General features: G+C 68.0%; 16 protein-coding genes. 5 read left to right on the forward strand and 11 right to left on the reverse strand.

All coding sequences use genetic code 11. The features are described 5' to 3' along the window. The first annotated feature begins 122 nt into the window (after positions 1 to 122). Together trxA and rho are read left to right on the forward strand one after the other, a co-directional pair. Positions 123 to 449, forward strand: coding sequence for a thioredoxin TrxA (trxA, locus tag A6745_RS19505; RefSeq protein WP_066130736.1), 327 nt, complete (start codon positions 123 to 125; stop codon positions 447 to 449). A 123-nt stretch (positions 450 to 572) separates the two neighbouring features. Further along, positions 573 to 1829: a transcription termination factor Rho gene (gene rho, locus A6745_RS19510; RefSeq protein WP_066130739.1), complete on the forward strand. Its 1257-nt coding sequence runs from the start codon at positions 573 to 575 to the stop codon at positions 1827 to 1829. 94 nt (positions 1830 to 1923) lie between these two features. Here the strand turns inward: rho and A6745_RS19515 are convergent, their stop codons facing one another. Continuing rightward, positions 1924 to 5724, reverse strand: a complete 3801-nt coding sequence (locus A6745_RS19515) for a YhdP family protein (RefSeq protein ID WP_082853158.1) — start codon at positions 5722 to 5724, stop codon at positions 1924 to 1926. A gap of 31 nt (positions 5725 to 5755) precedes the next feature. Here A6745_RS19515 and glnE point away from each other — a divergent pair, with 31 nt between their 5' ends. Then, positions 5756 to 8551: a bifunctional [glutamate--ammonia ligase]-adenylyl-L-tyrosine phosphorylase/[glutamate--ammonia-ligase] adenylyltransferase gene (gene glnE, locus A6745_RS19520; RefSeq protein WP_066130743.1), complete on the forward strand. Its 2796-nt coding sequence runs from the start codon at positions 5756 to 5758 to the stop codon at positions 8549 to 8551. A gap of 135 nt (positions 8552 to 8686) precedes the next feature. Beyond that, complete coding sequence (locus A6745_RS19525) at positions 8687 to 9358, forward strand: epoxyqueuosine reductase QueH (protein WP_066130748.1); 672 nt, start codon at positions 8687 to 8689, stop codon at positions 9356 to 9358. Positions 9359 to 9537: 179 nt separating this feature from the next. On the opposite strand, the gene A6745_RS19530 is transcribed toward A6745_RS19525, so the two are convergent. The 3 genes from A6745_RS19530 to polA form a co-directional block, all read right to left on the reverse strand. Next, entirely contained in the window at positions 9538 to 10326 is a 789-nt protein-coding gene (locus A6745_RS19530) for a dienelactone hydrolase family protein (RefSeq protein ID WP_066130751.1), read from the reverse strand. Between the two features lie 49 nt (positions 10327 to 10375). Beyond that, a complete protein-coding gene (locus tag A6745_RS19535) occupies positions 10376 to 11239 on the reverse strand; it encodes a ZIP family metal transporter (protein ID WP_066130754.1) in 864 nt (287 codons plus the stop codon). 495 nt (positions 11240 to 11734) lie between these two features. Beyond that, positions 11735 to 14452, reverse strand: coding sequence for a DNA polymerase I (gene polA, locus A6745_RS19540; RefSeq protein ID WP_066131425.1), 2718 nt, complete (start codon positions 14450 to 14452; stop codon positions 11735 to 11737). Between polA and A6745_RS19545 the strand changes: the two genes are divergently transcribed. Next, positions 14451 to 15131 carry an LOG family protein gene (locus A6745_RS19545; protein WP_456236470.1) on the forward strand — a complete coding sequence of 227 codons (681 nt, stop codon included), beginning with the start codon at positions 14451 to 14453 and terminating at the stop codon, positions 15129 to 15131. The two genes, polA and A6745_RS19545, sit on opposite strands and share 2 nt — an antisense overlap. Before the next feature lie 172 nt (positions 15132 to 15303). On the opposite strand, the gene typA is transcribed toward A6745_RS19545, so the two are convergent. The 7 genes from typA to rluB all read right to left on the reverse strand — a co-directional run bounded on the left by typA (position 15304) and on the right by rluB (position 25949). Beyond that, complete coding sequence (typA, locus tag A6745_RS19550; protein ID WP_066130761.1) at positions 15304 to 17124, reverse strand: translational GTPase TypA; 1821 nt, start codon at positions 17122 to 17124, stop codon at positions 15304 to 15306. Then, positions 17121 to 17873, reverse strand: a complete 753-nt coding sequence (gene truB, locus A6745_RS19555; protein WP_066130764.1) for a tRNA pseudouridine(55) synthase TruB — start codon at positions 17871 to 17873, stop codon at positions 17121 to 17123. The genes typA and truB overlap by 4 nt, the downstream gene beginning before the upstream one ends. Before the next feature lie 34 nt (positions 17874 to 17907). Further along, on the reverse strand, positions 17908 to 18309 hold the full coding sequence (gene rbfA / locus A6745_RS19560) for a 30S ribosome-binding factor RbfA (RefSeq protein WP_066130767.1): 402 nt from the start codon (positions 18307 to 18309) through the stop codon (positions 17908 to 17910). A gap of 21 nt (positions 18310 to 18330) precedes the next feature. Beyond that, positions 18331 to 21426 carry a translation initiation factor IF-2 gene (gene infB, locus A6745_RS19565; protein WP_066130768.1) on the reverse strand — a complete coding sequence of 1032 codons (3096 nt, stop codon included), beginning with the start codon at positions 21424 to 21426 and terminating at the stop codon, positions 18331 to 18333. A 79-nt stretch (positions 21427 to 21505) separates the two neighbouring features. Next, positions 21506 to 22984: a transcription termination factor NusA gene (nusA, locus tag A6745_RS19570; protein ID WP_066130771.1), complete on the reverse strand. Its 1479-nt coding sequence runs from the start codon at positions 22982 to 22984 to the stop codon at positions 21506 to 21508. After that, entirely contained in the window at positions 22981 to 23487 is a 507-nt protein-coding gene (gene rimP, locus A6745_RS19575; RefSeq protein WP_066130774.1) for a ribosome maturation factor RimP, read from the reverse strand. Before rimP ends, nusA begins: the two co-directional genes overlap by 4 nt. 410 nt (positions 23488 to 23897) lie before the next feature. Beyond that, positions 23898 to 25949: a 23S rRNA pseudouridine(2605) synthase RluB gene (gene rluB, locus A6745_RS19580; protein WP_231886043.1), complete on the reverse strand. Its 2052-nt coding sequence runs from the start codon at positions 25947 to 25949 to the stop codon at positions 23898 to 23900. Positions 25950 to 25957: the final 8 nt, after the last annotated feature.

Consider the following 25957-nt stretch of genomic DNA (forward strand, 5'->3'; position numbering starts at 1 on the left):
GGTGAACGCTGTTGTTATCGACAGTGGTATGCTTAACCCATTCCACTCAAACAAGAACGGTGGCCGGTCCGCCAGGCGCTTTCCCGCCGCGCGGCGCCTCGCCGCTGAACCCGAGATACACCATGAGCGAGCAAATCAAGAACGTCAGTGACGCCAGCTTCGACAGCGAAGTGCTGCAGTCGGGCCAGCCCGTGCTGGTCGACTACTGGGCTGCCTGGTGCGGCCCCTGCAAGATGATCGCCCCGATGCTGGAAGAAGTCGCCACCGAATACGCCGGCCGCCTCACCGTGGCCAAGCTGAACGTCGACGAGAACCAGGACACCGCCTCCAAGTACGGCATCCGTGGCATTCCCACGCTGATGCTGTTCAAGGACGGCAAGGCCGCCGCCACCAAGGTGGGCGCCCTGTCGAAATCGCAACTTACTGCATTCCTCGACGGCGCGTTGTAAACTAACTGCGCACGGCGTTGCTCGCCCGGGCAGCGCCACGTCCACCAATAAAAATTCCTAAGCGCGTGGGCACATCCGCTGCCTGCCAACACATCCCCTCTCTCCTTCCCCCCTCTCACCGCAATGCACCTCAATGAACTGAAGGCGCTGCACGTCTCGCAGTTGCTGGAAATGGCCGCTGGCCTGGAAATCGAAAACGCCAACCGCCTGCGCAAGCAGGAGCTGATGTTCGCCATCATGAAGCGGCGCGCCAAGCAAGGCGAGCAGATCTTCGGCGACGGCGTGCTCGAAGTCCTGCCCGACGGCTTCGGCTTCCTGCGGTCCCCCGAGACGTCCTACCTGGCCAGCACGGACGACATCTACATCTCGCCCTCGCAGATCCGCCGCTTCAACCTGCATACCGGCGACTCCATCGAGGGTGAAGTACGCGTGCCCAAGGACGGCGAGCGCTACTTCGCGCTGGTCAAGGTCGACAAGATCAACGGCGCCGCGCCCGAGTCGATCAAGCACCGCATCATGTTCGAGAACCTGACGCCGCTGCATCCGAACCAGCCGATGCGCCTGGAACGCGAGATCAAGAGCGAGGAGAACCTGACGGGCCGTATCCTCGACATCTTCGCCCCCATTGGCAAGGGCCAGCGCGGCCTGATCGTCGCCAGCCCGAAGTCGGGCAAGACGGTGATGATGCAGCACATCGCGCACGCCATCACCACCAACTTCCCCGACGCGGTCATGATCGTCCTGCTGGTCGACGAGCGTCCCGAGGAAGTGACCGAAATGCAGCGCACGGTGCGCGGCGAAGTGGTGGCCTCCACCTTCGACGAGCCCGCCACGCGCCATGTGCAGGTCGCCGAGATGGTCATCGAAAAGGCCAAGCGCCTGGTCGAAATGAAGAAGGACGTGGTGATCCTGCTGGACTCGATCACCCGCCTGGCCCGCGCCTACAACACCGTGGTGCCCGCCTCGGGCAAGGTGCTGACCGGCGGCGTCGACGCCAACGCCCTGCAGCGTCCCAAGCGATTCTTCGGCGCCGCGCGCAACCTGGAAGAAGGCGGTTCGCTGACCATCCTGGGCACCGCGCTGATCGAAACCGGCAGCCGCATGGACGAAGTCATCTACGAAGAGTTCAAGGGCACCGGCAACTCCGAAGTCCACCTCGAGCGCCGCCTGGCCGAGAAGCGTGTCTACCCGGCCATCAACCTGAACAAGTCGGGTACGCGCCGCGAGGAACTGCTGATCAAGCCCGAGCTGCTGCAGAAGGTGTGGGTGCTGCGCAAGTTCATCCACGACATGGACGAGATCCAGTCGATGGAGTTCATCCTGGACAAGATGCGCGCCACCAAGACCAACGCCGAATTCTTCGACATGATGAAGAAGTAAGGACCGAGGCGCCCTGCCCGGGGCGCCTTTTGTCGTGGCCGCCGCCTGGCGCGGCGGCGCGACCAGCCGGCCCCTCAGACCCGAGGCACGCGGCTCAAGGCTCCACCCACCCATCCCCACGCTGTTGCGGCCAGACCGGCAATGCGGGCGACTGCCGCACCCGTGGCGGCGCGGACACGCGCGGCGCACGCGATGGCACGCTTTCCACCTTGGGATCGTCCCATGAGCCACTGACCCGGTACTGCACCGACATGGCCTCGGCCAGCGGCTCCTTCAGCAGCCATTGCGTCACGAAGGCGCCCAGGCCGACCAGCGGATTGACGGCCACCGCCGTCAGCACCGCGGCGCCGCTGGCATCCAGGTTGGGCACCACCACCGCATGCATGTCCCATCGCTCGGCCACCAGGTCCGCGCTGCCATCGAGCGTGACGGCCGCCACGGGACCATTGATCTTGTAGCCATCGGTCGTCACCACGCCCTTGCCGATCTTCATGTTGCCGCGCACCGTGTCGAACGGAAAACCGTCGCGCAGCACGTTCACGGGATTCACGTCCAGCTTGACCAGCCGCTGCAGCGATTGCAGCGACAGCAGTTCCAGCAGGCGCGCCGTGCGCGAGTTCAGGTTCAGGAAGCGTCCCTTGTCCAGCGACACGGCCAGCCCGCCCTCCAGGTCGGCCAGATCGTGGCGCCACGGGAAATTGCGCCAGGCGATGCGGCCCTCGACGGAGCCCGTCCCGTCGCTGACCGCGCCGTCATGGCCGACCCGCGCCAGGAACTTGCCCATATCCTTGAACGTGGCCTTGGTGTCGACCGTCAGGCCACGCTCGCCGCCGCTCAGCCGCCAGTGGCCCGTGGCGTCCAGCGTGGCGCTGTCATTGGCGATCCGCAGCTTGTCCAGGCGCCACAGATTGCCGCGCTCCAGGTTGGTGCCCTGCACCTCCAGGCTGCCCACGTCGTGGCCATACAGGACGAACTGCCTGGCCTGCACGTCGATGGCCGGGATATCGGACAGTTCGCTGCCCGCATCGGGATCCTGGCCCTGGCCGCTGCCGCCGTCGCCTTCGGTGGCGATGCCCTGCGCGCCGCCCAGCGCCAGGCGGGAGAAGCGCGCCGCCACCTTGCCCGCGACGGCGCCCTGGGCCTCGGTCCACTCCACCGTGCCGGCGGCCTGGCGCGACTCGAGGTTGACGCGCCATTGCGCCGGCGTGGGCCGCTGCGCATAGAGCGTGACCTGGTCCACCGAATGGCCCGACGCCTGCAGGCGCTTGGCCGACAGGCTGAGCTGGCTCAGCGGGGGCAGCAGGCCAGACGGACGCGGACCGGACCCACTGGCCTCGGACTTGCCGGTGGCCGATTGCGCGGCGTCGGCCTTCGCCCGGGCCTTGTGCACGGCGGCCGCTGGCGGCTCGGCCGCGAAGGCCTGTGCCGCCGCCTCCCAGGCATCCACATCCAGGGTGTCGAAACTGCCCGACAGGCTCATGCCCTGCGCGGGCAGCGTGGCGGCGCGGGCCACGCCCAGCGCGCCGCGGCCGAAGTACGGACCGCCGCCGCGTAGGGACGGATCCCGTTCCAGCAGCAGATTGATGTCCTCGCCCATGCCGCCCGACAGCCATCGCCGTCCCGCCGGCCCGCGGTCGGTGGCCGGACCGAACTGCAGCCGCAGCGGCACCTCGGCCTCGGCCCGCTTGCCGGCGGGCGCGGGCAGGTCGATGGCCAGCCCCTTCAACCCGCTCTGCACCGAGATGTCCAGGTCGGCGCCCTTGGAATAGGTCAGCTGGCCCTGATAGTCGGTCTTGCCCGACAGCCGCTGCATGCCCGGCGAAGGGCTCAGTTCGGCCAGGTTGGCGGCGTTGAGCGTGCCGCTGAAGCTCAGGGCCTTGTCGTTGCCCACGCCGCCCGACAGCCGCGCCGGTCCGCCCAGGAACGTGGCGCGCAGTTCATGCGCGTCCACGCCGCGCTCGGTGAAGGCCAACTCGCCGCGCAACTGCGTGAACTGCGGGATCTCGGGCATCAGTTGGAAGGCGCCGCCCGTGAAGCCGATGTGGCCCTCCACGCGCGCGTCGTCGACATTGGTCAGCGGAATCCGCAGTTTCAGCGGCACCTGCCACATTCCGGCGCCCCGCGCCTCGTCCAGCACGCCGTCCAGCAGGCCGCCCAGCGGCGAATTGGCCGCCAGCGCCAGATAGGCCGGCGCGGGGCCTTCCGACGCGCCGGTCACGGACAATTCGGCATCGTGCTCGAGATTGGGAATCGCGGCCTTCACCGCCCCCAGCGTGACGACCTGCCCAGGGCCGGTGGGCACCTGCCCATCCTTGCTGTCCAGCGTCAGGCTGACCTTGTCGACGGCGAAGCTGCCGTGCAGCTTTTCCAGCCGGGGCCAACCCTTGCGCTTGCCTTCGGCCGGCGCGTAATCGACCACGGCGTCACGATAGGCTCCGGCAATGCGGAACTCACCCGTGCTGCCCGGCCGCCCATAGGGGAAATCCGCCAGGTCGCCGCGCAGCGTGACCGCCGCGTCGCGCACTTCGCCGGCCAGCAGGCCGCGGGCCAGCCAGCGGCGCGCATCTTCGCTGACGCTGAGGGGCAGATAACGGTAGATGGCGGGCATGGCGCCGCGCGCCAGGCTGCCGCGCAGGTCCACGATGCCGGCGGGCGCCTGGCTGTCTTCGCGCCAGTTGCCCTGCAGCCTTGCATCGAGGTCAGGATTGACCACGCGTATCTGCCGCAGTTCGAGGGTGCGCGGCTGGCCGGGCCGTTGCAGCATGCTGGCGTCGAGCCGGACCTGCGAGAAATCGAGTTGGCGCGTCTCGAAGACACCGGGCGCCTCGATGCGCAAGCCGTCGACTTCGGTGTCCAGCGACAGGCCCACGGCATCCTTGCTGCGCGCCAGGGGCAGCTCGTCGACCTGCATGAGGTCGCCCGGCGCGCCCTGCAGGCGGGCACGGACCGTATTGGCGGCAATGGCCCCGCCGTCGTCGGGCGACCGCCAGCGCACGCCCCGCATCACGGTATCCATCGTCATGTCCTGCACCTGGCCATGCGACATGCGCAGCCACGCGCGCGCGCCGATGCGCCCCTGCGGGCTCGAAGGCAGGGATAACCAGGGCTGCCAGGCCGAGGGCTGCGCGTCATCGACCTGAACGTAGAGCTGCCCTTCCCAATGCAAAGGATTGCCGTCGCGCAGGAACAGGTTTCGATTGAATTCGCCGCGCAGGCTGATGCCACGGGCCAAGTCGCCGGGCGTCTGCGCGTGGATGCCGAAACGATGCGACAGCGCGCCGTTGCGCAGCAGGATGTCCAGGTTGGACAGCACCAGCTCGGGCGCCTGGCGCTGCTCGTCCTGCCAGCGCACTCTGGCGTGGTAGAGCACGACCTGGCGCTGCGCGAGCAGCCAGCGCATCACCGGCGACGGCCCGTCGGTGGAGGCGTCGGGATCGATGGATTGGCCCGCCACCCAGAGCTTGCCGGCCGGGTCGCGGCGCACCGTCAGATCCGCGCCATCCACCCGCAGATCCAGCAGGCGCGGCGACAGGCGCGGCAGGCTGCGCCAGGCCACCACGGCGCTGACCGACGGCAACTCCAGCGCGGGATCGGCCTGCTGGCCTTCGTAGAGGCGCACGGAGGACAGCCGCAGGCGCGGATTCAGGCCGCTCCAGTCGGCGGCGATATGGTCGATCCGTACGCGCGCGCCCAGCGCGTCGGACACGTAGCGCTCGATCTGCGGCCGCCATTGGTCCACCCGTGGCAGCACCCAGTAGCGCAGGCCCAGGAACGCGGCCGCAGCCAGGGCGAAGATCGCCAACACGCCCCAGAGCAGGCAACGCAGGACTTTGAAGGAAACGGGCACGGATCGTCGGCAGGAGCAGGCAGGTTGCGGTATCGTCCCTTTATACATTACACGACATTCCGCCTCACGAGACCGCATCATGTCTTCCGCTCCCCTGCTCGATTCCGCGCTGGCCTGGTCCGGCCATCTGCGGCGCCGCCTGGACGCCCATCCCGACCTGTATGCCTGGCTGCAGACCGCCGCCACGCGGCCCGTGACGCCCAATGTGCTGGCCAGCTGGATGGCCGAACTGGCGGGCGCCAACGCCCCCGAGGCCCTGCCCGGACCGCTGTGCCGCAGCGTGCTGCGCAAGCTGCGCGAACGCGTGTTCAGCACGCTGATGGCGCGCGACCTGGCGGGCGAAGCCGACCTGGAGGAAGTGGTCGGCGGCATGACGCAGTTGGCCGACCTGGCCGTCGATGCCGCCTACCGCAGCGTGGCGGCGGAACTGCGAGAGGTGCATGGCGTGGCGCGCGACCCGGCCACCGGCGCCCCGCAGGAGATGCTGATCGTCGGCATGGGCAAGCTGGGCGGCCGCGAACTGAATGTCTCGTCCGACATCGACCTGATCATGCTGTACGGCGAGGAAGGCGATACCGACGGCCCGCGCTCGATCAGCCACCACGAGTTCTACGGCCGGCTGACGCGCCGCATGATGCCCATCCTGTCCGAGGTCGACGCCGATGGCCAGGTGTTCCGCACCGACCTGCGGCTGCGGCCCGACGGCGACGCGGGTCCGTTGGCCTGGAGCCTGGACGCGCTGGAGAACTACCTGATCGGCCAGGGCCGCGAATGGGAGCGCTACGCGTGGCTGAAGGGCCGCCTGATGCCGGCGCGCGCCTATGCCGACAGCGACCCCGAGCCGCAGGCGCGCCAGTTGGAAAGCCTGCGCATGCCGTTCGTCTACCGCAAATACTTCGACTTCGATGCGCTGGCCGCGCTGCGCGCGCTGCGCGAGCGCATCCGCCAGGACTGGCAGCGCCGCGCCCTGTCGCGCAGCGGCGTCGACAGCGCCAACAACGTCAAGCTGGGCGACGGCGGCATCCGCGAGATCGAATTCATCGTCCAGTTGTTCCAACTGGTGCGCGGCGGCCGCATGCCGGCGCTGCGCCATCGCGGCCTGCTGCCGGCGCTGCACGCCGAGCGCGACGCGGGGCTGGTGTCGCCTGACGATGCGCAACGCCTGGAGGCCGCCTACCGCTTCCTGCGCCGCACCGAACATGCGCTGCAGTACCGCGAGGACGCGCAGACCCATCTGCTGCCCAGCGACCCCGGGCAACGCGCCGCGCTGGCGGCGGCGCTGGGCTGCACCGCCGAGACGTTCGAGCAGACCCTGAAAGACCATCGCGGCTTCGTCTCCGCCACCTTCCGCGATGCCTTCCGCCTGGCAGGCATGGGCGACCTGGACGAACCGGGACTGGGCCGCGCGGCGCAGAACAGGCTCCACGCCCCGCCTTCGGACGAGACGCAGGACGACGCGGAAAGCCGCCTCGCCGCCCAGATCCGCGCGGGGTTCGGCACGGATGCCGACGAACTGGTGCGCCGCGCCGAGTCGCTGCTGTCCAGCCACCGCGTGCGCAGCCTGCCCGACAGCAGCCGGCGACGCGTGGACGCCCTGCTGCCCGCCGCGCTGCAGGCCGCGCTGCAGACGCCCAACCCGCGCGATGCCGCGGTGCGGCTGATGGACCTGATCGAAACCATCGCGCAGCGCAGCGCCTATCTGGCGCTGCTGGCGGAATACCCCGACACGCTGGCCCGCGTGGCCCGCATGATGGCGGCCAGCCCCTGGGCCGCGCAGTACCTGACGCAACACCCGCTACTGCTGGACAGCCTGATCGACTGGCGCACCCTGTTCGAGCCGCTGGATTTCGCGCAGTTGGCGCGCCAGCTGACGGCCGACCTGAACGCCTGCGTATTACCGGGTGGCGAGCCCGACGTCGAGCGCCAGATGAACCTGATGCGCGACGTGCAGCGCCAGGCCAGCTTCCAGTTGCTGGCGCAGGACCTGGAGGGCGAGCTGACGGTGGAACGCCTGGCCGACCAGTTGTCGGCGCTGGCCGACGTGCTGCTGGCCGAAACGGTGCGGCGCGTGTGGCCGCTGGTCAACCGGGTACCCGATGCGCAGCCGCGCTTCGCCGTCATCGCCTACGGCAAGCTGGGCGGGAAGGAACTGGGCTACGCCTCGGACCTGGACCTGGTGTTCCTGTTCGACGATCCGCGCGAGGACGCGGCCGAGGTCTACGCCAAGCTGAGCCGCCGCATGACGTCATGGCTGTCGACGATGACGTCGTCCGGCCGCCTGTACGAAGTGGATCTGCGGCTGCGGCCCGACGGCGACGCCGGGCTGCTGGCCGTGTCCGTCGAGGCCTTCGAACAGTACCAGCGCCAGCATGCCTGGCCCTGGGAACACCAGGCGCTGACGCGCGCGCGATATTCGGCGGGCGACCCGGCCGTGGGCGCAATGTTCGAGCGCATCCGCGCCGACATCATGGTGCAGCCGCGCGATGCGGCGGCACTGCGCCGCGAGGTGCTGGCCATGCGGGGCAAGATCAGCGCCGGGCATCCGAACCCCACGCCGCTGTTCGACCTGAAGCACGACCGTGGCGGCATGGTGGACGTGGAGTTCGTCACGCAGTATCTGGTGCTGTGCCACGGCGCGCAGCACCGGGAACTGGTCAACAACCTGGGCAACATCACGCTGCTGCGGCTGGCCGGGCAGGCGGGCCTGATCGATCCCGAGCAGGCCCGCCACGCCGGCGATGCCTACCGGGTCCTGCGGCGCCTGCAGCACGCGCTGCGGTTGCAGGGGGTGGAGAAGGCTCGCGTGCCCGCCGGGAAGGTGGCGGACGAGCGCGCGGCCGTCGGGGCGCTCTGGCAGGCGGTGCTCGGGGAATAGGCAGGGGCATTCCGTCCCGGGATTGGCGCAAAAACAGGGCAAGGCCGGGGCAACGCAGTAAACTAGCGGCTTGCCCCGCGTTTTTCTGAATCGCCGTCGCCTGGAATCCTTCCTGGCGCCGCGGCGACCACCGCCATGTCCGAATTCGTCCGTCCCAAGCTCGATCTGCCCACTGGCCGCAAGAAGGTGCTGCTGCACTCCTGCTGCGCGCCCTGTTCCGGTGAAGTCATGGAAGCCATGACGGCGTCGGGCATCGACTATGCCATCTACTTCTACAACCCGAACATCCATCCGGTGAAGGAGTACGAGATCCGCAAGCAGGAGAACATCCGCTTCGCCGAGCAGCACGGCATCGAGTTCATCGATGCGGATTACGACATGGACAACTGGTTCGACCGCGTGAAGGGCCTGGAAGACACGCCCGAACGCGGCGAGCGGTGCACGGTGTGCTTCGACATGCGCTTCGAGCGCACGGCCCTGTACGCGCACGAACACGGCTTCGACACGATCACCAGTTCGCTGGGCATCTCGCGCTGGAAGGACATGAACCAGATCAACGGCTGCGGCGAACGGGCCGCGGCGCGCTACGACGACCTGGTGTACTGGACGTACAACTGGCGCAAGGGCGGCGGTTCGTCGCGCATGATCGAGATCAGCAAGCGCGAGAACTTCTACCAGCAGGAATACTGCGGCTGCGTGTATTCGCTGCGCGACACCAACCGCCACCGCCGTTCGCAGGGCCGCGAACGCATCCACATCGGCGTGAAGTTCTACGGCCGCGAAGAGATCATCAGCGGCGACTCGTGACCCGCGAGGCCGTGCGCCCTGCTTCGCGCATGGCGGCATGGGAAGACGGCCGCGCTCGCGGCCGTCGCGCAAGGCGCCGCCGACCCGTTTCCGAAAGCGGGCACGGCGCACTGGCGGCGGAAACCGCCAGGCTCGCGCGCGGCGAGGATCCTCGGCCCCACCGCATGCCCGACCCGAATTCAGAGATACCGGTCGAACCAGTCCAGCGTGCGCTTCCAGCCGTCTTCGGCATCGGCCTTCACGTAAGACGGACGATAGTCGGCCATGAACGCGTGACCCGAATTCGGGTACACCACGAACTCGGACGCGCGCGAGTTCTCGTTGCCCTGGGCCAGCACCGCGCGGGTCTTCTCGATGTCGGCCAGCGGAATGCTCTCGTCCTTGGCGCCGTACAGGCCCAGCACGGGGCCATGCAATTGCCCGGCGATGTCGACCACGTATCGCTCGATCAGCGGCCCGTGGCCCGAGGCCAGCTTGCCGTACCAGGCCACGCCCGCCTTCACGCGCGGATTCTGCGCGGCGTACATCCAGGTCAGGCGGCCGCCCCAGCAGAAGCCCGTGATGCCCACGCGGGTGGGATCGCCGCCGTGTTCCGCGGCCCAGGCGATGCTGGCGTCCAGGTCGCCGTAGACCTGTTCGTCGGACACCTTCGAGACCAGTTCGGAGATCAGCTTCGGGATGTCGGTGTACTGCGAGGCGTCGCCCTGGCGCTCGTACAGATTGGCGGCCACGGCCATGTAGCCTTCCTTGGCGAAGCGGCGGCACAGGTCCTTGATGTGCTCGTGCACGCCGAAGATTTCCTGCACCACCAGCACGATGGGCAGGTCTTTCTTGCCCTCGGGCGCGGCGTAGTAGGCGCTGATCGTGCCGTTGGCGGTCGGCAGCTTGAAATCGCCGTGGGCCAGGCCCTGGGTATCGGTATGGATGGTGGTGGACGCGGGCGTACCCGCGGCGGCGGCGAAACTCATGGCGGACTCCTGAAGAGGAAAGCAGAGGAACCCGGCCGCCGCGCCCGTGCTACGGATGCGCCGTGGCGGATCCGTGCGTATGTTCGCCGTGCACGGCCTCGCCATGGGAGGCGCCGTGCTCATGACCGTGGTCGTGCTCGTGGTGCATGAGGGACGTGACGCCGTAGATGAGGACCACACCGACGCCCACCAGCAGCAGTTGCGGGATCGCGTCGGACAGGGAGACGCGCTCGTGCATCTGCGGCATCAGGTCGGCAACCGAGATATACAGGAAGCTGCTGGCCGCGATCACGAGGATGTAGGGCGTCCAGGCCTGCGCCTCCTGCAACACGAAATATCCTACACCGCCGCCCGCCGCCGTGCACAGGCTGCTGAGCAGGATCAGCATCACGGCGCGCCGGCGCTGGATGCCGGCATTGATCAGCACGACGAAATCGCCCAACTTGTGCGGCACTTCATGCACGATGATGGACGCGGCGGTCAGCACGCCCAGCAGGGGATCGGTCAGGAAGGCGCCGGCCACCAGCACGCCATCGCACAGGTTGTGCAGCGAACTGCCGATGAGGATGAAGCGCCCGCCCCGCCCGGCCTCGTGCCGGTCATGCCCATGGTGGTGATGATGCCCATCCCCTTCGTGATGATGGCTGTGCCGCAGCAGCGAGATCTTCTCCAGCGCGAAGAACGCGATCAGCGAGACCAGCAGCAGGCCGAACAGAGTATGCGCATCGGCCTGCGCGGTCTCGAACGCCTCGGGCATCAGGTGCAGCAGCGCCACCGACAGCAGCACGCCGACCGACAGGCTGACCATGTGATGCAGGTACTTCGCGAACACACGGTAGGCCAGCCAGCTGGCGATGGAAATGGCGATCAGGCCGCCGGCAAGGGTGGCCAGGAGAATCCAGAGGAGCAACATGAGGGTGGGGGCGTCTGCGCGACGGGGGCGCGGCTTTCGGTGTTATTTACTGTCGCAACATTATATCGTTACATGAGTAGGGGGCGGATTGCACTTTCGCAGGCGTGGCCGCTCGGTCTGTGTGGGGTCGGTGGCTGAGTTCTTGAGACGCGGCGTCCCTGAACGATCAGCCTGCACAAGCGCGCCCGCTTTTCCCCACTCACAAAGAGTGGGCGTCCCACCCCAACCATTGCCCACAGACGCCCATCCCCACAGAGACAACCCCAAACAGCGGCCCTGCCGATCATCGCCGGCATGCCGATGCCTTGAGTCCTGCGGGAGGGCGGCGGGTGCGGGACGGCCAATTGGAGGAGGGGAAGCCGCGCAGCGGCCGAGGGCGCCTCGTGGCGCGCCCGAGCCCGACGACTTGGCCGGCCCGCACCCGCCGCCCTCCCGCGGGACGCCTCAAGAACCCGGCTATATCGCCTGACCGCACACCCGAGTCTTAAAAAGCGCTCAGTGCGCCTGCTCCCAATTCTTACCCACGCCCACCTCGGCCACCAACGGCACTTTCAAGGTGGCCACGTTGCACATCAGCCTCGGCAAGGCCTCGCGGACGAGTTCGAGTTCGTCGTCCGGCGCTTCCAGCACCAGTTCATCGTGCACCTGCATGATCATGCGCGTGCGCAGCTTCTCTTCGTCCAGCCACTGCTGCACGGCCACCATCGCCATCTTGATGAGGTCGGCGGCCGTGCCCTGCATCGGCGCGTTGATCGCCGCGCGCTCGGCGCCCTGGCGGCGCGGACCCGAGGCGGCGCGGATGTCGGGCATCTGCAGGCGGCGGCCGAACACCGTTTCGACGTAGCCCTGTTCGCGGGCCATCTGGCGGGTCATGTCCATGTAGCTGGCCACGCCCGGATAGCGCGCGAAATAGCGGTCGATGTAGGCCTGCGCGGCGTCGCGCGTGATGCCCAGGTTCGACGCCAGGCCGAACACGCCCATGCCGTAGATCAGGCCGAAATTGATGGCCTTGGCGGCGCGGCGCTGTTCTGAAGCGACGGCATCGAGCGCCACGCCGAAGACCTCGGCCGCGGTGGCGCGGTGGATGTCTTCGCCCGCGGCGAAGGCCTTCTGCAGATTGGCGTCGTCGGAGACGTGCGCCATGATGCGCAATTCGATCTGCGAATAGTCGGCGGACAGCAGCGTGCCGCTTTCGGCGACGAAGGCTTCGCGCACGCGGCGGCCCGCCTCGGTGCGCACCGGGATGTTCTGCAGGTTGGGATCGGACGAGGCCAGGCGGCCCGTGATGACCGCGGCCTGCGAATAGTGCGTATGCACGCGGCCCGTGTCCGGATTGATCATGCGCGGCAGCTTGTCGGTGTAGGTCGACTTCAGCTTGGACAGGCCGCGATACTCCAGCAGCGCCTGCGGCAGCGGGTAGTCCTGCGCCAGGCGCGTCAGCACCTCTTCGTCGGTGGACGGCACGCCGCTGGGGGTCTTGCGCACCACCGGCAACTGCATCTTGCCGAACAGGATCTCGCCCAGTTGCTTGGGCGAGTTCAGGTTGAAGGGCTGGCCGGCCAGGTCGTAGGCGCGCTGCTCCAGCTGCAGCATTTCCTGGCCCAGCTTGTGGCTCTGGCGGCCCAGCTCCGCGGCATCGACCCGCACGCCGTTGCGCTCGATCACCGTCAGCACGCCCGACACCTGCATCTCGAGCCGATAGATGAATTCCAGGCCCTTCTCGGCGGCCACGCGCGGACGCAGCACCTGGTGCAGCTGGATGGTGAAGTCGGCATCCTCGCAGGCGTAGTGGCCGGCGCGTTCGACCGCGACCTCGTCGAAGCCGATCTGCTTGGCGCCCTTGCCGCACAGGTCTTCGTAAGAAATGCCGTTGCGGCCAAGAAAGCGTTGCGACAGCTCGGACAGGCCCACGCCACGATGCGATTCGAGCACGTAGGCTTCGAGCATGGTGTCGTCGGAAATGCCGCCCAAGCGGATGCCTTCATTGGCGAACACGTGCGTGTCGTACTTGGCGTGATGCAGCAGCTTGGCGCGCGAGGCGTCTTCCAGCCAGCCGCGCAGGCGTTCCAGCACCTCGGCCTTGGGCAGTTGCTCGCCGGCCTCGGGGCCTCGGTGCGCCAAGGGGATGTAGCAGGCCACGCCGGGCGCCACGCCCATCGAAATGCCGACCAGCCGGGCCTGCATCTCGGACAGCGAGGTGGTTTCGGTGTCCAGCGCCACCAGCGGCGCGTCCTGCGCCAGCGCCATCCAGGCGTCGAAGGCGGCCCAGTCGGTGATGATGCGGTAATCCTGCTCGGCGGGCGCGGCGGGCACGTCGACGGCGGCGCGCGCATCGCCCGCGGGCAGGCGCTCCTGGTCGCCGCTCAGTTCGCGCAGCCAGGTGCGGAAGCCATAGCGGTCATAGGCCTCGGCCAGCGTGGCCGTGTCGGGCGTGGCGGGTTCGAGATCCGCCAGGCCGGCGACGTGGCCGGTCAGGTCGCAATCGCACTTCACGGTCAGCAACTGGCGCGTCAGCGGGAACTGCGCGATGGCGGCGCGCAGGTTCTCGCCCGCCACGCCCTTGATGGACGGCGCGGCTTCGACCAGCCGGTCGATGGAGCCGTGCTCGGCCAGCCACTTGGCGGCCGTCTTGGGGCCGACCTTGGTGACGCCGGGCACGTTGTCGACCGTATCGCCCACCAGCATCAGGTAATCGACGATGCGATCGGGCGGCACGCCGAACTTGGCCATCACGCCGGGCGGCGTCAGCACCTCGCTGGTCATGGTGTTGACCAGGGTGACCTGTTCGGTGACCAGTTGCGCCAGGTCCTTGTCGCCGGTGGACACGATGGTGTCCACGCCCTGCTTGGCCGCCCAGTGCGCCAGCGTGCCGATGATGTCGTCGGCCTCGACGCCCTCGATGGCCAGCACCGGCCAGCCCAGCGCGCGCACCACGCGGTGGATGGGCTCGATCTGCGCGGCCAGATCGTCGGGCATGGGGGGGCGATGCGACTTGTATTCCGGATACAAGTCGTCGCGGAACGTCTTGCCACGCGCATCGAAGATGCATGCGGCATACTCTGCCTTATGATCCGCAACGAGCTTGCGCAGCATGTTCACGACGCCGTACAACGCACCCGTGGGTTCGCCCTGCGCATTGCGCAGGTCCGGCATGGCGTGAAAGGCGCGATACAGGTAGCTCGATCCGTCTACCAGCAATAAGGTTTTCTTCATGGTCAAAAAGGCAGAGTTGAGCACCCCCGCCGGCAAACAAGTTCCGGTGATTATGTCAGAGATAACGGCGGCGGCTGAGAAGCTGGCCGATATCGGCCCGGCCGTCAGCCTGTTCGGCAGCGCGCGCACCAGCCGGGATTCGCCCTATTACCAGGCCAGCATCGAGATCGCCGCGGCGCTGGCCCGCGCGGGATTCGCCGTCATCGCGGGCGGCGGTCCCGGCATCATGGAAGCGGCCAACAAGGGTGCCTACGAGGCCGGCGGCACCAGCATCGGCCTGAACATCAGCCTGCCGCACGAGGCCCACAACAACGCCTACCAGACCATCAGCCTGTCGTTCGAGTACTTCTATTCGCGCAAGGCCACGTTCTTCATGCACAGCATGGCCTACGTGTCGCTGCCCGGCGGCTTCGGCACGATCGACGAACTGTTCGAGGCGCTGACGCTGGTGCAGACCGGCAAGGTGCCCCCTGCCCCCATCGTGCTGGTGGGCAGCGACTACTGGCGCGGCCTGGTCGGCTGGATGAGCGAACAGTTGCTGGGCAACGGCATGATCGGCGCGCACGACCTGAACCTGTTCATCGTCGAGGACGACCCCGAACAGGTCGTGGCCCGCATCGTCGACTTCCACCGCAAGCACCTGGACGACGCCCGGTACGCGCCGTCGCTGCCCGCGTAGGCGCAGGCCCGCGCTCGCCCCGCGCCATACCATCCGCAGCCGGGAATACCCCCCGGGGGCGGCATGGCGCCGCCCCGCTGCATTTCCAGCGTCTCCGGGGCATGGGGCGCCCATGCAAAAACGGCCGGCCCCACAGGGCCAGCCGTTTTCGGGCCGATGCGCCGGAGCGCGATCATGCGCCTTCGCGGGAAGCCTTGCGGCGCTCGTGTTCCTGCAGGTGACGCTTGCGCAGGCGGATCGACTTCGGGGTGATTTCCACCAGTTCGTCGTCGTCGATGAATTCCACGGCGTATTCCAGCGTGATCTGGATCGGCGGCACCAGCCGCACGGCTTCGTCGGTGCCCGAGGCGCGCACGTTGGTCAGTTGCTTGCCCTTGATGGGGTTGACCACCAGGTCGTTGTCGCGGCTGTGGATACCGATGATCATGCCTTCGTACAGGGCTTCGCCCGGATTCACGAACATGCGGCCGCGATCCTGCAGCTTCCACAGGGCGTAGGCCACGGCGTCGCCGTTGTCCTGGCTGATCAGCACGCCGTTGCGGCGCTCGCCCACCGAGCCTTCGCGCAGCGGACCGTACTCGTGGAAGATGTGGCTCATCAGGCCGGTGCCGCGCGTCAGCGTCAGGAACTCGTTCTGGAAGCCGATCAGGCCACGCGCCGGAATGATGTACTCCAGGCGGGTACGGCCACGGCCGTCCGGCTGCATGTCCTGCAGGTCGCCCTTGCGGCGGCCCAGCTCTTCCATCACGCCGCCCTGGTGGGCGTCTTCGACGTCCACGGTCAGCGCCTCGAACGGCTCGCACTTCACGCCGTCGATTTCCTTGAACACCACGCGCGGACGCGACACGGCCAGCTCGTAGCCTTCGCGGCGCATCGTTTCCAGCAGGATGGTCAGGTGCAGTTCGCCGCGGCCCGCCACTTCGAACACCGTGTCGTCGCCGGTGTCGCGCACGCGCAGCGCCACGTTGGCCTTCAGTTCGCGGTCCAGGCGGTCGCGCAACTGGCGGCTGGTGACGAACTTGCCTTCGCGGCCGGCCAGGGGCGAGGTGTTGACCATGAAGTTCATGGTCAGCGTGGGTTCGTCGATGCGCAGCACGGGCAGCGCTTCCGGCGTGGCCACGTCGGTCACCGTGGTGCCGATGCTCAGGTCTTCGATGCCGTTGATCAGCACGATGTCGCCGGCTTCGGCTTCATCGACCACCACGCGCTCCAGGCCGCTGAACTTCAGCACCTGGTTGATGCGGCCGCGCTGGACCGGCGCGTCGGGACCGAAGCGGAAGGCCACGTCCATCAGCGGACGCATGCGGCCACGGTTGATGCGGCCCACGCCGATCTTGCCGACGTAGCTGTTGTAGTCCAGCGAGATGATCTGCATCTGCAGCGGGCCGTTGGGATCGTCGTCGCGCTGCGGCACGTGCTTCAGGATGGCCTCGAACAACGGGCGCATGTCGCCCGAGCGCACGTCGTCGGTCAGGCCGGCATAGCCCGACAGGCCCGAGGCGTAGACGACCGGGAAGTCGAGCTGTTCTTCGGTGGCGCCCAGTTTGTCGAACAGTTCGAACGTGGCGTTGATGACGAAGTCGGGGCGGGCGCCCGGACGGTCGATCTTGTTGACCACGACGATGGGCTTCAGGCCCAGGGCCAGCGCCTTGCGGGTCACGAAGATGGTCTGGGGCATGGGGCCTTCGACCGCATCCACCAGCAGCAGCACGCCGTCCACCATCGACAGCACGCGCTCGACTTCACCGCCGAAGTCCGCGTGTCCCGGGGTGTCGACGATGTTGATGTGGGTGCCTTCGTATTCGACGGCGCAATTCTTGGCCAGAATCGTGATGCCGCGTTCCTTTTCCAGGTCGTTCGAGTCCATGACCCGTTCGGCCACCGACTGGTTTTCGCGGAAAGTGCCCGACTGGCGCAGCAGTTGGTCGACCAGCGTGGTCTTGCCGTGGTCCACGTGGGCAATGATGGCGACGTTGCGCAAGGCGCGAGTCATAAAGAGTCCTTTAGGTTCGTGGCGGGCAGCAGGCCCGCCGGCAATTCGTTCATGCCAAGCAGGGCCTGCTTGGGATCCGGCAGGCCCTGCAGGGCCTCCAGCGTCACGGCGCGGTCCAGGGAGAATGGCCCGGCGTGCGTGCGCCGCAGCGCCGCCAGGTGGGCAAAGCAACCCAGCGCGCGCCCGATGTCCTGGGCCAGCGTCCGGATGTAGGTGCCCTTGCTGCAGGCCACCTCGATCAGGGCCTGCCGGCCCGTGAATTCAAGCAGTTCGATCCGGTGGATCGTGATCTGGCGCGGCGGCCGTTCGAGCTCGATGCCGGCGCGCGCATATTCGTACAGCGGCTTGCCATCGCGCTTCAGGGCGGAGTACATCGGCGGAATCTGCTCGATGGTGCCCTTGAATCGTGACAGTACGTCGCGCAAGGCCGTCTCGTCCACCCCCGTGAATCCGGGGCCGGCCTGGGCGGTCACGATGCCGGTCAGGTCGCCGGAATCGGTTTCCTCGCCGAACTGCACGGTGGCGAGATAGGTTTTATCGGCGTCCAGCATGGCGCCGGAAATCTTGGTCGCGCGGCCCATGCAGCAGATCAGCAGGCCGGTGGCGAAGGGGTCGAGCGTGCCCGTATGGCCGGCCTTGGCCGCATCCATCGTGCGTTTGGCCCGCTGCAGGGCGTGGTTGCTGGACAAACCCACAGGTTTGTCGAGCAGCAGCACACCGTCGAGCGCGAGCCCGCGTCGTTTGGCCATCGTCAGAATCCGGGAAAAAAGCGACGACAGCCCTTCAGGGCTTGTCTTCAGGCTCGTCGGGTTCGTCCAGCACCGGACCGCCGCGGTTGGCGCGGTCGATGAGCGTGGACATCTCGATGCCGCGCTCGATCTGGGGATCGTGGTAGAAGCGCAGCGTCGGTACGGTATGGATGTGCAGCAGCTTGTAGAGCTGCGAATGCAGCCAGCCGGCCTTCTCGTTGAGAATGGCGGCGGCGGTTTCCGGCTCGGCGCCCAGCACGGTGAAGTGCACCTTGGCGTGGGCGTAGTCGGTAGAGAGTTCCACCCCGGACAACGTGATCAACCCGGCGCGGGCCACATCGACCTCGCGCTGGATCAGGCCGGCCAGATCCTTCTGGATCTGGTCGGCCAGCCGCAGGTTGCGGCCGGGGATGGATTTGGACTTGTGACGGCTCATGGAAAGACAGCGTACGCCGGATTACAGCGTGCGCGCGATCTCCTTGATCTCGAACACTTCCAGCTGGTCGCCCACCTGGATGTCGTTGTTGTTGCGCAGCGTCAGGCCGCAATCGAAGCCCGACTTGACCTCGCGCACGTCGTCCTTGAAGCGGCGCAGCGAATCGAGCTGGCCGGTCCATTGAACCACGTTGTTGCGCAGCAGGCGAACCTGCGAGTCGCGGCGAACGATACCGTCCAGCACCATGCAACCGGCGATGTTGCCGATGCGCGAAATGCTGTAGACCTCGCGGATCTCGACCAGGCCGACGATCTCTTCGCGCTTCTCGGGGGCCAGCATGCCCGACATGGCGGCCTTCACCTCGTCCACGGCGTCGTAGATGATGTTGTAGTAGCGCAGGTCGACGCCGTTGGCTTCGGCCAGCTTGCGCACGCTCTGGTCGGCGCGCACGTTGAAGCCGATGACGACGGCGTTCGAGGCGATGGCCAGGTTGACGTCGCTTTCCGAGATGCCGCCGACGGCCGCGTGCACCACCTGCACGCGCACTTCGTCGGTGGACAGCTTGGTGAGCGAGGTGACCAGCGCTTCCTGCGAACCCTGCACGTCGGTCTTGACGATGAGGGGCAGCGTCTGCGTGCCTTCGCCCAGGTTGTCGAACATGGATTCGAGCTTGGCGGCCTGCTGGCGGGCCAGCTTGACGTCGCGGAACTTGCCCTGGCGGAACAGCGCGATTTCGCGCGCCTTGCGCTCATCGGTCAGCACCATCAGTTCGTCGCCGGCCGCCGGCACTTCGGTCAGGCCCTGGATCTCGACGGGGATGGACGGACCGGCCGTCTGGATGGGCTTGCCGTTCTCGTCCAGCATGGCGCGCACGCGGCCATGGCTGGCGCCGGCCAGCACCACGTCGCCGCGCCTGAGGGTGCCGCTCTGCACCAGGATGGTGGCGACCGGGCCGCGGCCCTTGTCCAGGCGGGCCTCGATGACCAGGCCCTTGGCCGGAGCCTCGACAGGCGCCGTCAGTTCCAGGATCTCGGCTTGCAGCAGCACGTTTTCCAGCAGGTCGTCGATGCCGACGCCGGTCTTGGCGGACACGGGCACGAACGGCACGTCGCCGCCGTACTCTTCCGGCACGACCTGTTCGGCCACCAGTTCCTGCTTGACGCGCTCGGGGTTGGCTTCCGGCTTGTCGATCTTGTTGACCGCCACGACCAGGGGCACGCCCGCGGCCTTGGCATGGTGGATGGCTTCACGCGTCTGCGGCATCACGCCGTCGTCGGCGGCCACCACCAGGATGACGATGTCGGTCGCCTTGGCGCCGCGGGCACGCATGGCGGTGAACGCCTCGTGGCCCGGGGTGTCCAGGAAGGTGACCATGCCACGCTCGGTCTCGACGTGATAGGCGCCGATGTGCTGCGTGATGCCGCCGGCTTCGCCCGCGGCGACCTTGGCGCGGCGGATGTAGTCCAGCAGCGAGGTCTTGCCGTGGTCGACGTGGCCCATGACGGTGACGACCGGCGCGCGCGGCAGGACTTCGGCCTCGACGGCGGCGGGCGCTTCGTCCAGGAAGGCTTCCGGATCGTCCAGCTTGGCCGCGATGGCCTTGTGGCCCAGTTCCTCGACCACGATCATGGCGGTTTCCTGGTCCAGCACCTGGTTGATGGTGACCATCTGGCCCAGCTTCATCAGATGCTTGATGACCTCGGCGGCCTTGACGGACATCTTGTGCGCCAGATCGGCCACGGTGACCGTTTCCGGCACGTGGATCTCGCGGGCGATGAATTCCTGCGCCACGGGCTCGTTGCGGCGGTCCGACTGCTGGTTGCGGCCGCCACGGGAGTTCTTGCCACCGCCCTTGCCGCCGGCGCGCCAGCCGTCGCGCGAGGGCGCGGCGGGCTTGTCGGCGGGCTTCTTGCGCGAGGCGTCATCGGACCACGTGGACGACACTTCAGCCGTCTTGATGGTCTTCTTGGCGCCCGTTGCGCCAGGCTTGTTGGCGTCCTTCTTGGGCGCGGCGCCGGGGGCGCCGGGCGCGGCCTGCTTGGCGGCGGGCTTGTGCAGCGTGCCGGACAAGGCAGCAGCGGGCTGCTCGGGCTCGGGCGCGCGCAGCACCTTGCGCGGGCGGTTCAACATGTCGCGCAGCGCGGCGGCCTCGGCCTCGGCCTTGCGACGCGCTTCGTCACGGCCACGGTCGGACGCGGCGGCCAGCGCCGAGGCGGCGACCACGGGCGGGCCGCGGCGCAGGTCGGGACGGCGGGGCGCGTCGGCCTTGGGAGCGGGTGCGGCGGCAGGCGCAGGCTTGCCCTGCGAAGCGGCGGCGGGCTGGGCGGCAGTTGCCGGAGCCTTGGGAGTCTTTTCTGTCTGGGCGTGCACAACGGGTTCCGGCTCAGCCGTTTCAGCGGCAGGCTCGGCAGCGGGTTCATTCGGCGCGTCGGTGGGAGCCGGCGTGTCTGCGGTCGCCTCGGCGGGCGTCTTCGATTCGGGCTCGGCCGGTGCCGCCGGAGCAGGCTCTTCCGCCGCCGCGGGGGCAACGGGTTCAGGCTCGCTGGCGGGCGCCTCGGGCGCCTCGGGGGCCGGAGCAGGTTCGGCAACCGGCTCGGCCACGGCCGGTTCGGCGGACGCCACCAGCTCATGCCCGGCCGGCTCGGCGGATGCCGCTTCGGCGACGGACTCGGACTGCTGCTCGGCCACGGGCGCCTGCACCGGCGTCACGGGCGTCTCGGCAACCGCTTCGGCCGCGACGGCGGCATCGACCTCGGCCTCGGCCTGAACGGCGGCCTCGTCTTCACGGGCGGCGGCCTGCTCGGCAGCCAGCTCGGACGGGTCGCGCTTGACGAACACGCGTTTCTTGCGCACCTCGACCTGGATCGTACGCGAGCGGCCAGTGGCGTCGGCCTGGCGGATCTCGGAGGTCTGGCGGCGAGTCAGCGTGATCTTCTTGCCCTCGCCGGCGCCGCCATGGGCGCGGCGCAGCGATTCGAGCAACTTCGCCTTGTCGCTGTCAGTGACCGCGTCGTCCACCGACTTGAGCTCGACGCCAGCCGAACGCAGCTGCTCCAGCAGCACATTGGCGGGCATTTTCAACTCTGTGGCGAACTGCGCGACGGTATTACTCGACATTAGGCTCTCTTCCCTATTTGCTTCTATCTGTGTGATGTGCAAGATGCGCGACGGTATTGGCGGGCGCTCAGGTACATGGTCATTCTTCGTTGAACCAGTGGGCCCGGGCACGCATGATCAGGTCGCTGGCTTGCTGCTCGTCCAGACCGGCGATCTCGGCGAGTTCGTCGGTGGCCAGTTCGGCCAGATCGTCACGGGTGTGCACCTTGCGCTCGGCCAGCTTGGCGGCCAGCTCGGGCGTCACGCCTTCCAGTTCCAGCAGGTCCTGGGCCGTCTCCAGGCGTTCTTCCTGGGCGATGGCTTCGGTCAGCAACGCATTGCGGGCACGGGCACGCAGTTCGTTGATGGTGTCTTCGTCGAAGGCCTCGATTTCCAGCAGTTCCTGCATGGGCACGTAGGCGATTTCCTCGATGCCGGTGAAGCCTTCGTCGATGAGGATGTCGGCGACCTCCTCGTCCACGTCCAGCTTGCTCATGAAGGTGACGCGCAGGCCGACACGCTCGGTTTCCTGGCGGCTGAGGCTTTCTTCCGGCGTCATGATGTTGATCTGCCAGCCGGTCAGCTCGGACGCCAGGCGCACGTTCTGGCCCTTGGAGCCGATGGCCTTGGGCAGGTTCTCCTCGTCGACGACGACGTCCATGGCGTGCTTGTCTTCGTCCACCACGATGGACTCGACGTTGGCGGGCGCCAGCGCGCCGATGACGAACTGCGCGGGATCCTCGGACCACAGCACGATGTCGACCTGTTCGCCGCCCAGCTCGTTGCGCACGGCGGTGACGCGCGAACCGCGCATGCCGACGCAGGTACCGATGGGATCGATGCGCTTGTCGTAGGCGATCACGGCGATCTTGGCGCGCACGCCGGCATCGCGGGCGGCGGCCTTGATTTCGAGCAGGCCCTGCTCGATTTCCGGCACTTCGTTCTCGAAGAGCTGGCGGATGAATTCGGGCGAGGTGCGCGACAGGATGACCTGCTGGCCGCGCGCGGCGTGGTCGACACGCAGCACAAAGGCACGGACGCGGTCGCCGATGCGCAGGTTTTCCTTGGGGATCATCTCGGTGCGCGGCAGGCGGGCCTCGATCTTGCCCGTCTCGATGATGCAGTCACCCTTGTCCATGCGCTTGATAGTGCCGGACACGATGGTTTCACCGCGGTCGAGGAAGTCGTTCAGCACTTGCTCGCGCTCGGCGTCGCGGATCTTCTGCAGGATGGCCTGCTTGGCGGCCTGCGCGCCGATACGGCCAAACTCGACCGGCTCGAGCGGTTCTTCGATGTATTCGCCGACTTCGATGTTGGGCAGCAGTTCGCGCGCATCGCTCAGCATTTCCTGCTTGTCCGGCTCTTGCAGGCCCGCCTCGTCGGGCACGACCAGCCAACGGCGGAAGCCCTCGTGGCTGCCGGTTTCCCGGTCGATGCTGACGCGGATCTCGGCGTCTTCCTTGAAGCGCTTTTTCATGGCCGAGGCCAGCGCGCTTTCCAGCGCACCGAACACGGTGTCGCGCGTGACGTTCTTTTCACGCGCCAGTGCATCGACCAACAGAAGAATTTCGCGACTCATCGCTTTTTGCCCTTGAAATCCAGAACGGGATCCAGCTTGGCGCGCTCGATGTCATCGAGCGTGAAGCTCAGAACTTGGATATCGTTCTTTTTTGCCTCGAATTCGAGTGCGAATGTGATGGAAGTGACGCGCGAGGCATCGGCCGGCGCGTCAGCGGGGGCTTCCTCGGGCGCGCGCAGCGTGCCGTTGAACACCTTGCGGCCATCGACCGCGTCGCGCAGCTTGATCTCGATGCGCTCGCCCGCGAATCGCAGGAACTCGGCCTGGGTACGCAGCGGGCGGTCCACACCGGGCGAACCGACCTCGAGCCGCTTGTAGTCGATGTTCTCGACTTCGTAGACCCGTGACAGATGCTTCGAGACCTGCTCACAGTCTTCGATGCGTACGCCATCGGCCTTGTCGATCGTGACGCGCAAAAGGCCCATGGCCGCGCGCTCGACGTCAACGAGTTCGACGTCGATACCGGCCAGTGCCTCTTCGGTCAATGCGAATAAATCAGCCATACGCTCTAAAATTTGCCCCGTATCGCGCCCCTGGCGCCCGGCCGCCCTGACGGGCGCCTGTTGCCTTGGGCCGACCCAGCGGCCAAAAAAAATGGGCTGCATACCCAGCCCACCGTGATTCCAGCAGCCCTGCTCGAAAGCCCGGCGGCACCGACTTGCGTAGGCGCGGCGCCAGGCTTGGGCTTGTGTCTACCTTGCTACGGCGGTTGCGGCGAGTGACCTTGCTGCTTTTCGGTCACGGTGTGCCGGCATCTTCAGGCCAAGACCCGGGCCAAGCCTGGGTTTTTCGGCTCGACACCCTGGGTTCAGACCAATACCGGCGACCAATGCAATCGCCATGAAACCAGTGATTTTACCAGATAAACCGCTTAATTGCCCGGCCCGAACAGGGTTTACGCGAAGAAAGCCGCTCAGCGGTCCCGGCCACGGCCGCCAAGGAAGCCCAGCCGGGACTCATGGGCCGCCGCGCCGCGCGGTTGCCAGTCGTCGCCGCCACGGCCACCCGCGTTGCCACCCCCACCGCCGCCCGGCTTGCGGCCGCGCGGCTTGCCCGGCGCCTTGTTGCCGGGCGCGCCATTGCCGCGCGCCGCGCCTTCCTGCTTGGGACCGCGCGGACCCGAAGCCTTCGGGCCGCCAGCGCGGGCGCCCTGCCCCTGGCCGCCGGGCTGGCCGCCGCCCGCCTGCTTGCGCGCCGCGCCCTGCCCGCCACGCGGCTTGCCGCCGCCCGGCTTGGACCTGACCACGCGCTGATCCGCCTCGTTGCCCGGCTGGCCGCCGAAGCCGGCATTATTGCCGCTGGCATTGCCATTGCCGCCGCCCGCGCCACGCCGGGCGCCGCCCGCCTTGGCGCCACCGGCCCTGTTGCCACCGCCCGGCCTGGGGCCGGCAGCCTTGCCGCCACCGGCCTTGCTGCCGCGCGCGCCGCCACCTTCGTTGCCCAGCGGGTGGCCATTGGCATAGCCGCCCGTGAACATCAGACCGGTGCCGAACGGATCCGACGGATAGGCCTGGCCGCCAGCCGCGCCGCCGCCGGGACGGCCGCCCTGCAACTTGCCGCGCCGGCCGATACGGGCGCCGTTCATGCCGTTGCGCTCCATCGTGCCGAAGCCCGGTGGCAGCGCGCTGTCATGGGATTGCGGCTGCTTCGAGCGGCCACGGCCCTCGCCGTCGTCGCCATCGCGCAGCAGGCCCAATTGCACCATCAACGCGCTGACGACTTGCGCATCCAGTTCCTCCCAGCGGCCACGGCGCAGACTGCGCGGCAGCACGACGTCGCCGAAACGGGTGCGGATCAGGCGGCTGACGGTGACGCCCACCGACTCGAACATGCGGCGCACTTCGCGGTTGCGGCCTTCCTGGAGGGTGACGCGATACCAGCGGTTGCTGCCATCGCCGCCGATATAGTCCAGCGCGCCGAAGGCGGCCGTGCCGTCTTCCAGCTCGATGCCCTCGACCAGCGACTTGCGCGTGGCCTCGTCCATCTCGCCCAGCACGCGCACGGCGTACTCGCGCTCGGTGCCGTAGCGGGGATGCATGATGCGGTTGGCCATGTCGCCCGAGGTCGTGAAAATCAGCAGGCCCTCGGTGTTCAGGTCGAGACGGCCAACCGACAGCCACTTGCCGGTGCGCAGCTTGGGCAGGCGCGCGAACACGCTGGCCCGGCCACCCGGATCGTCGTGGCTGACGATCTCGCCGGCCGGCTTGTGATACAGGATCACGCGCGGCGGCTTCTTGGTGTTGGTCCGCATGATCGGCTTGCCGTTGACGCGGACCTGGTCGTTGGGCGCGACGCGCTGGCCGATGTGGGCCGGTTCGCCATTGACCGAGACACGGCCGGCGACGATCAGCTCTTCCATTTCCCGGCGCGAACCGACCCCGGCATCGGCCAGCACCTTGTGCAGCTTGGGCATGACCGCATCGCTGTTCAGGTATTTGCCCAGACGCTGCTCGGTGCGCGCATCGGCGTCCAGGTAGGACAGCGCCTGCTCGGTCTCGCGCTCGATCACGCGCAGATCGGCATCGGACACCACCACTTCTTCCGCGGCGCCGGCCTCTTCGACGCCAGGCGCGGCATCGGCCTGGGGCTTGGGCGTGCGAGGAGCGCGAGGCGCCCTCGGGGCCTTGGGCGCGGCGGCAGCCTTGGCGGCCTTCGGCGCCCTGGGCGCTCTCGGCGCCTTGGGAGGCTTGGCAGCCGCCGCCTGCTCGCCGGCGGCCGCGGACTCGCCACCACCGGCTTCTCCCGCCTCGCCAGCCGCACCGGGCGCGGCGGCGGCGTCGCCGCGGCGACGGCGGAACGGCGTGCGCAGCTTGCGGCCGCGGGCACGGTTCTCGCCAGCCTCGGCGCCCTCCGCGCCGGCCTCGCGCGGCGCCCCCTCCGCATTCTGCGCGGGCGCGTTGTCGGTGGCGGGGGCCCCTTCACGCGGGAAGGAAGTGTCTTCTTGTGTATTGGTATCCGTTGTCACTGAGACAG

Source organism: Bordetella ansorpii, from assembly GCF_900078705.1.
Taxonomy (GTDB): Bacteria; Pseudomonadota; Gammaproteobacteria; order Burkholderiales; family Burkholderiaceae_B; genus Bordetella; species Bordetella ansorpii_A.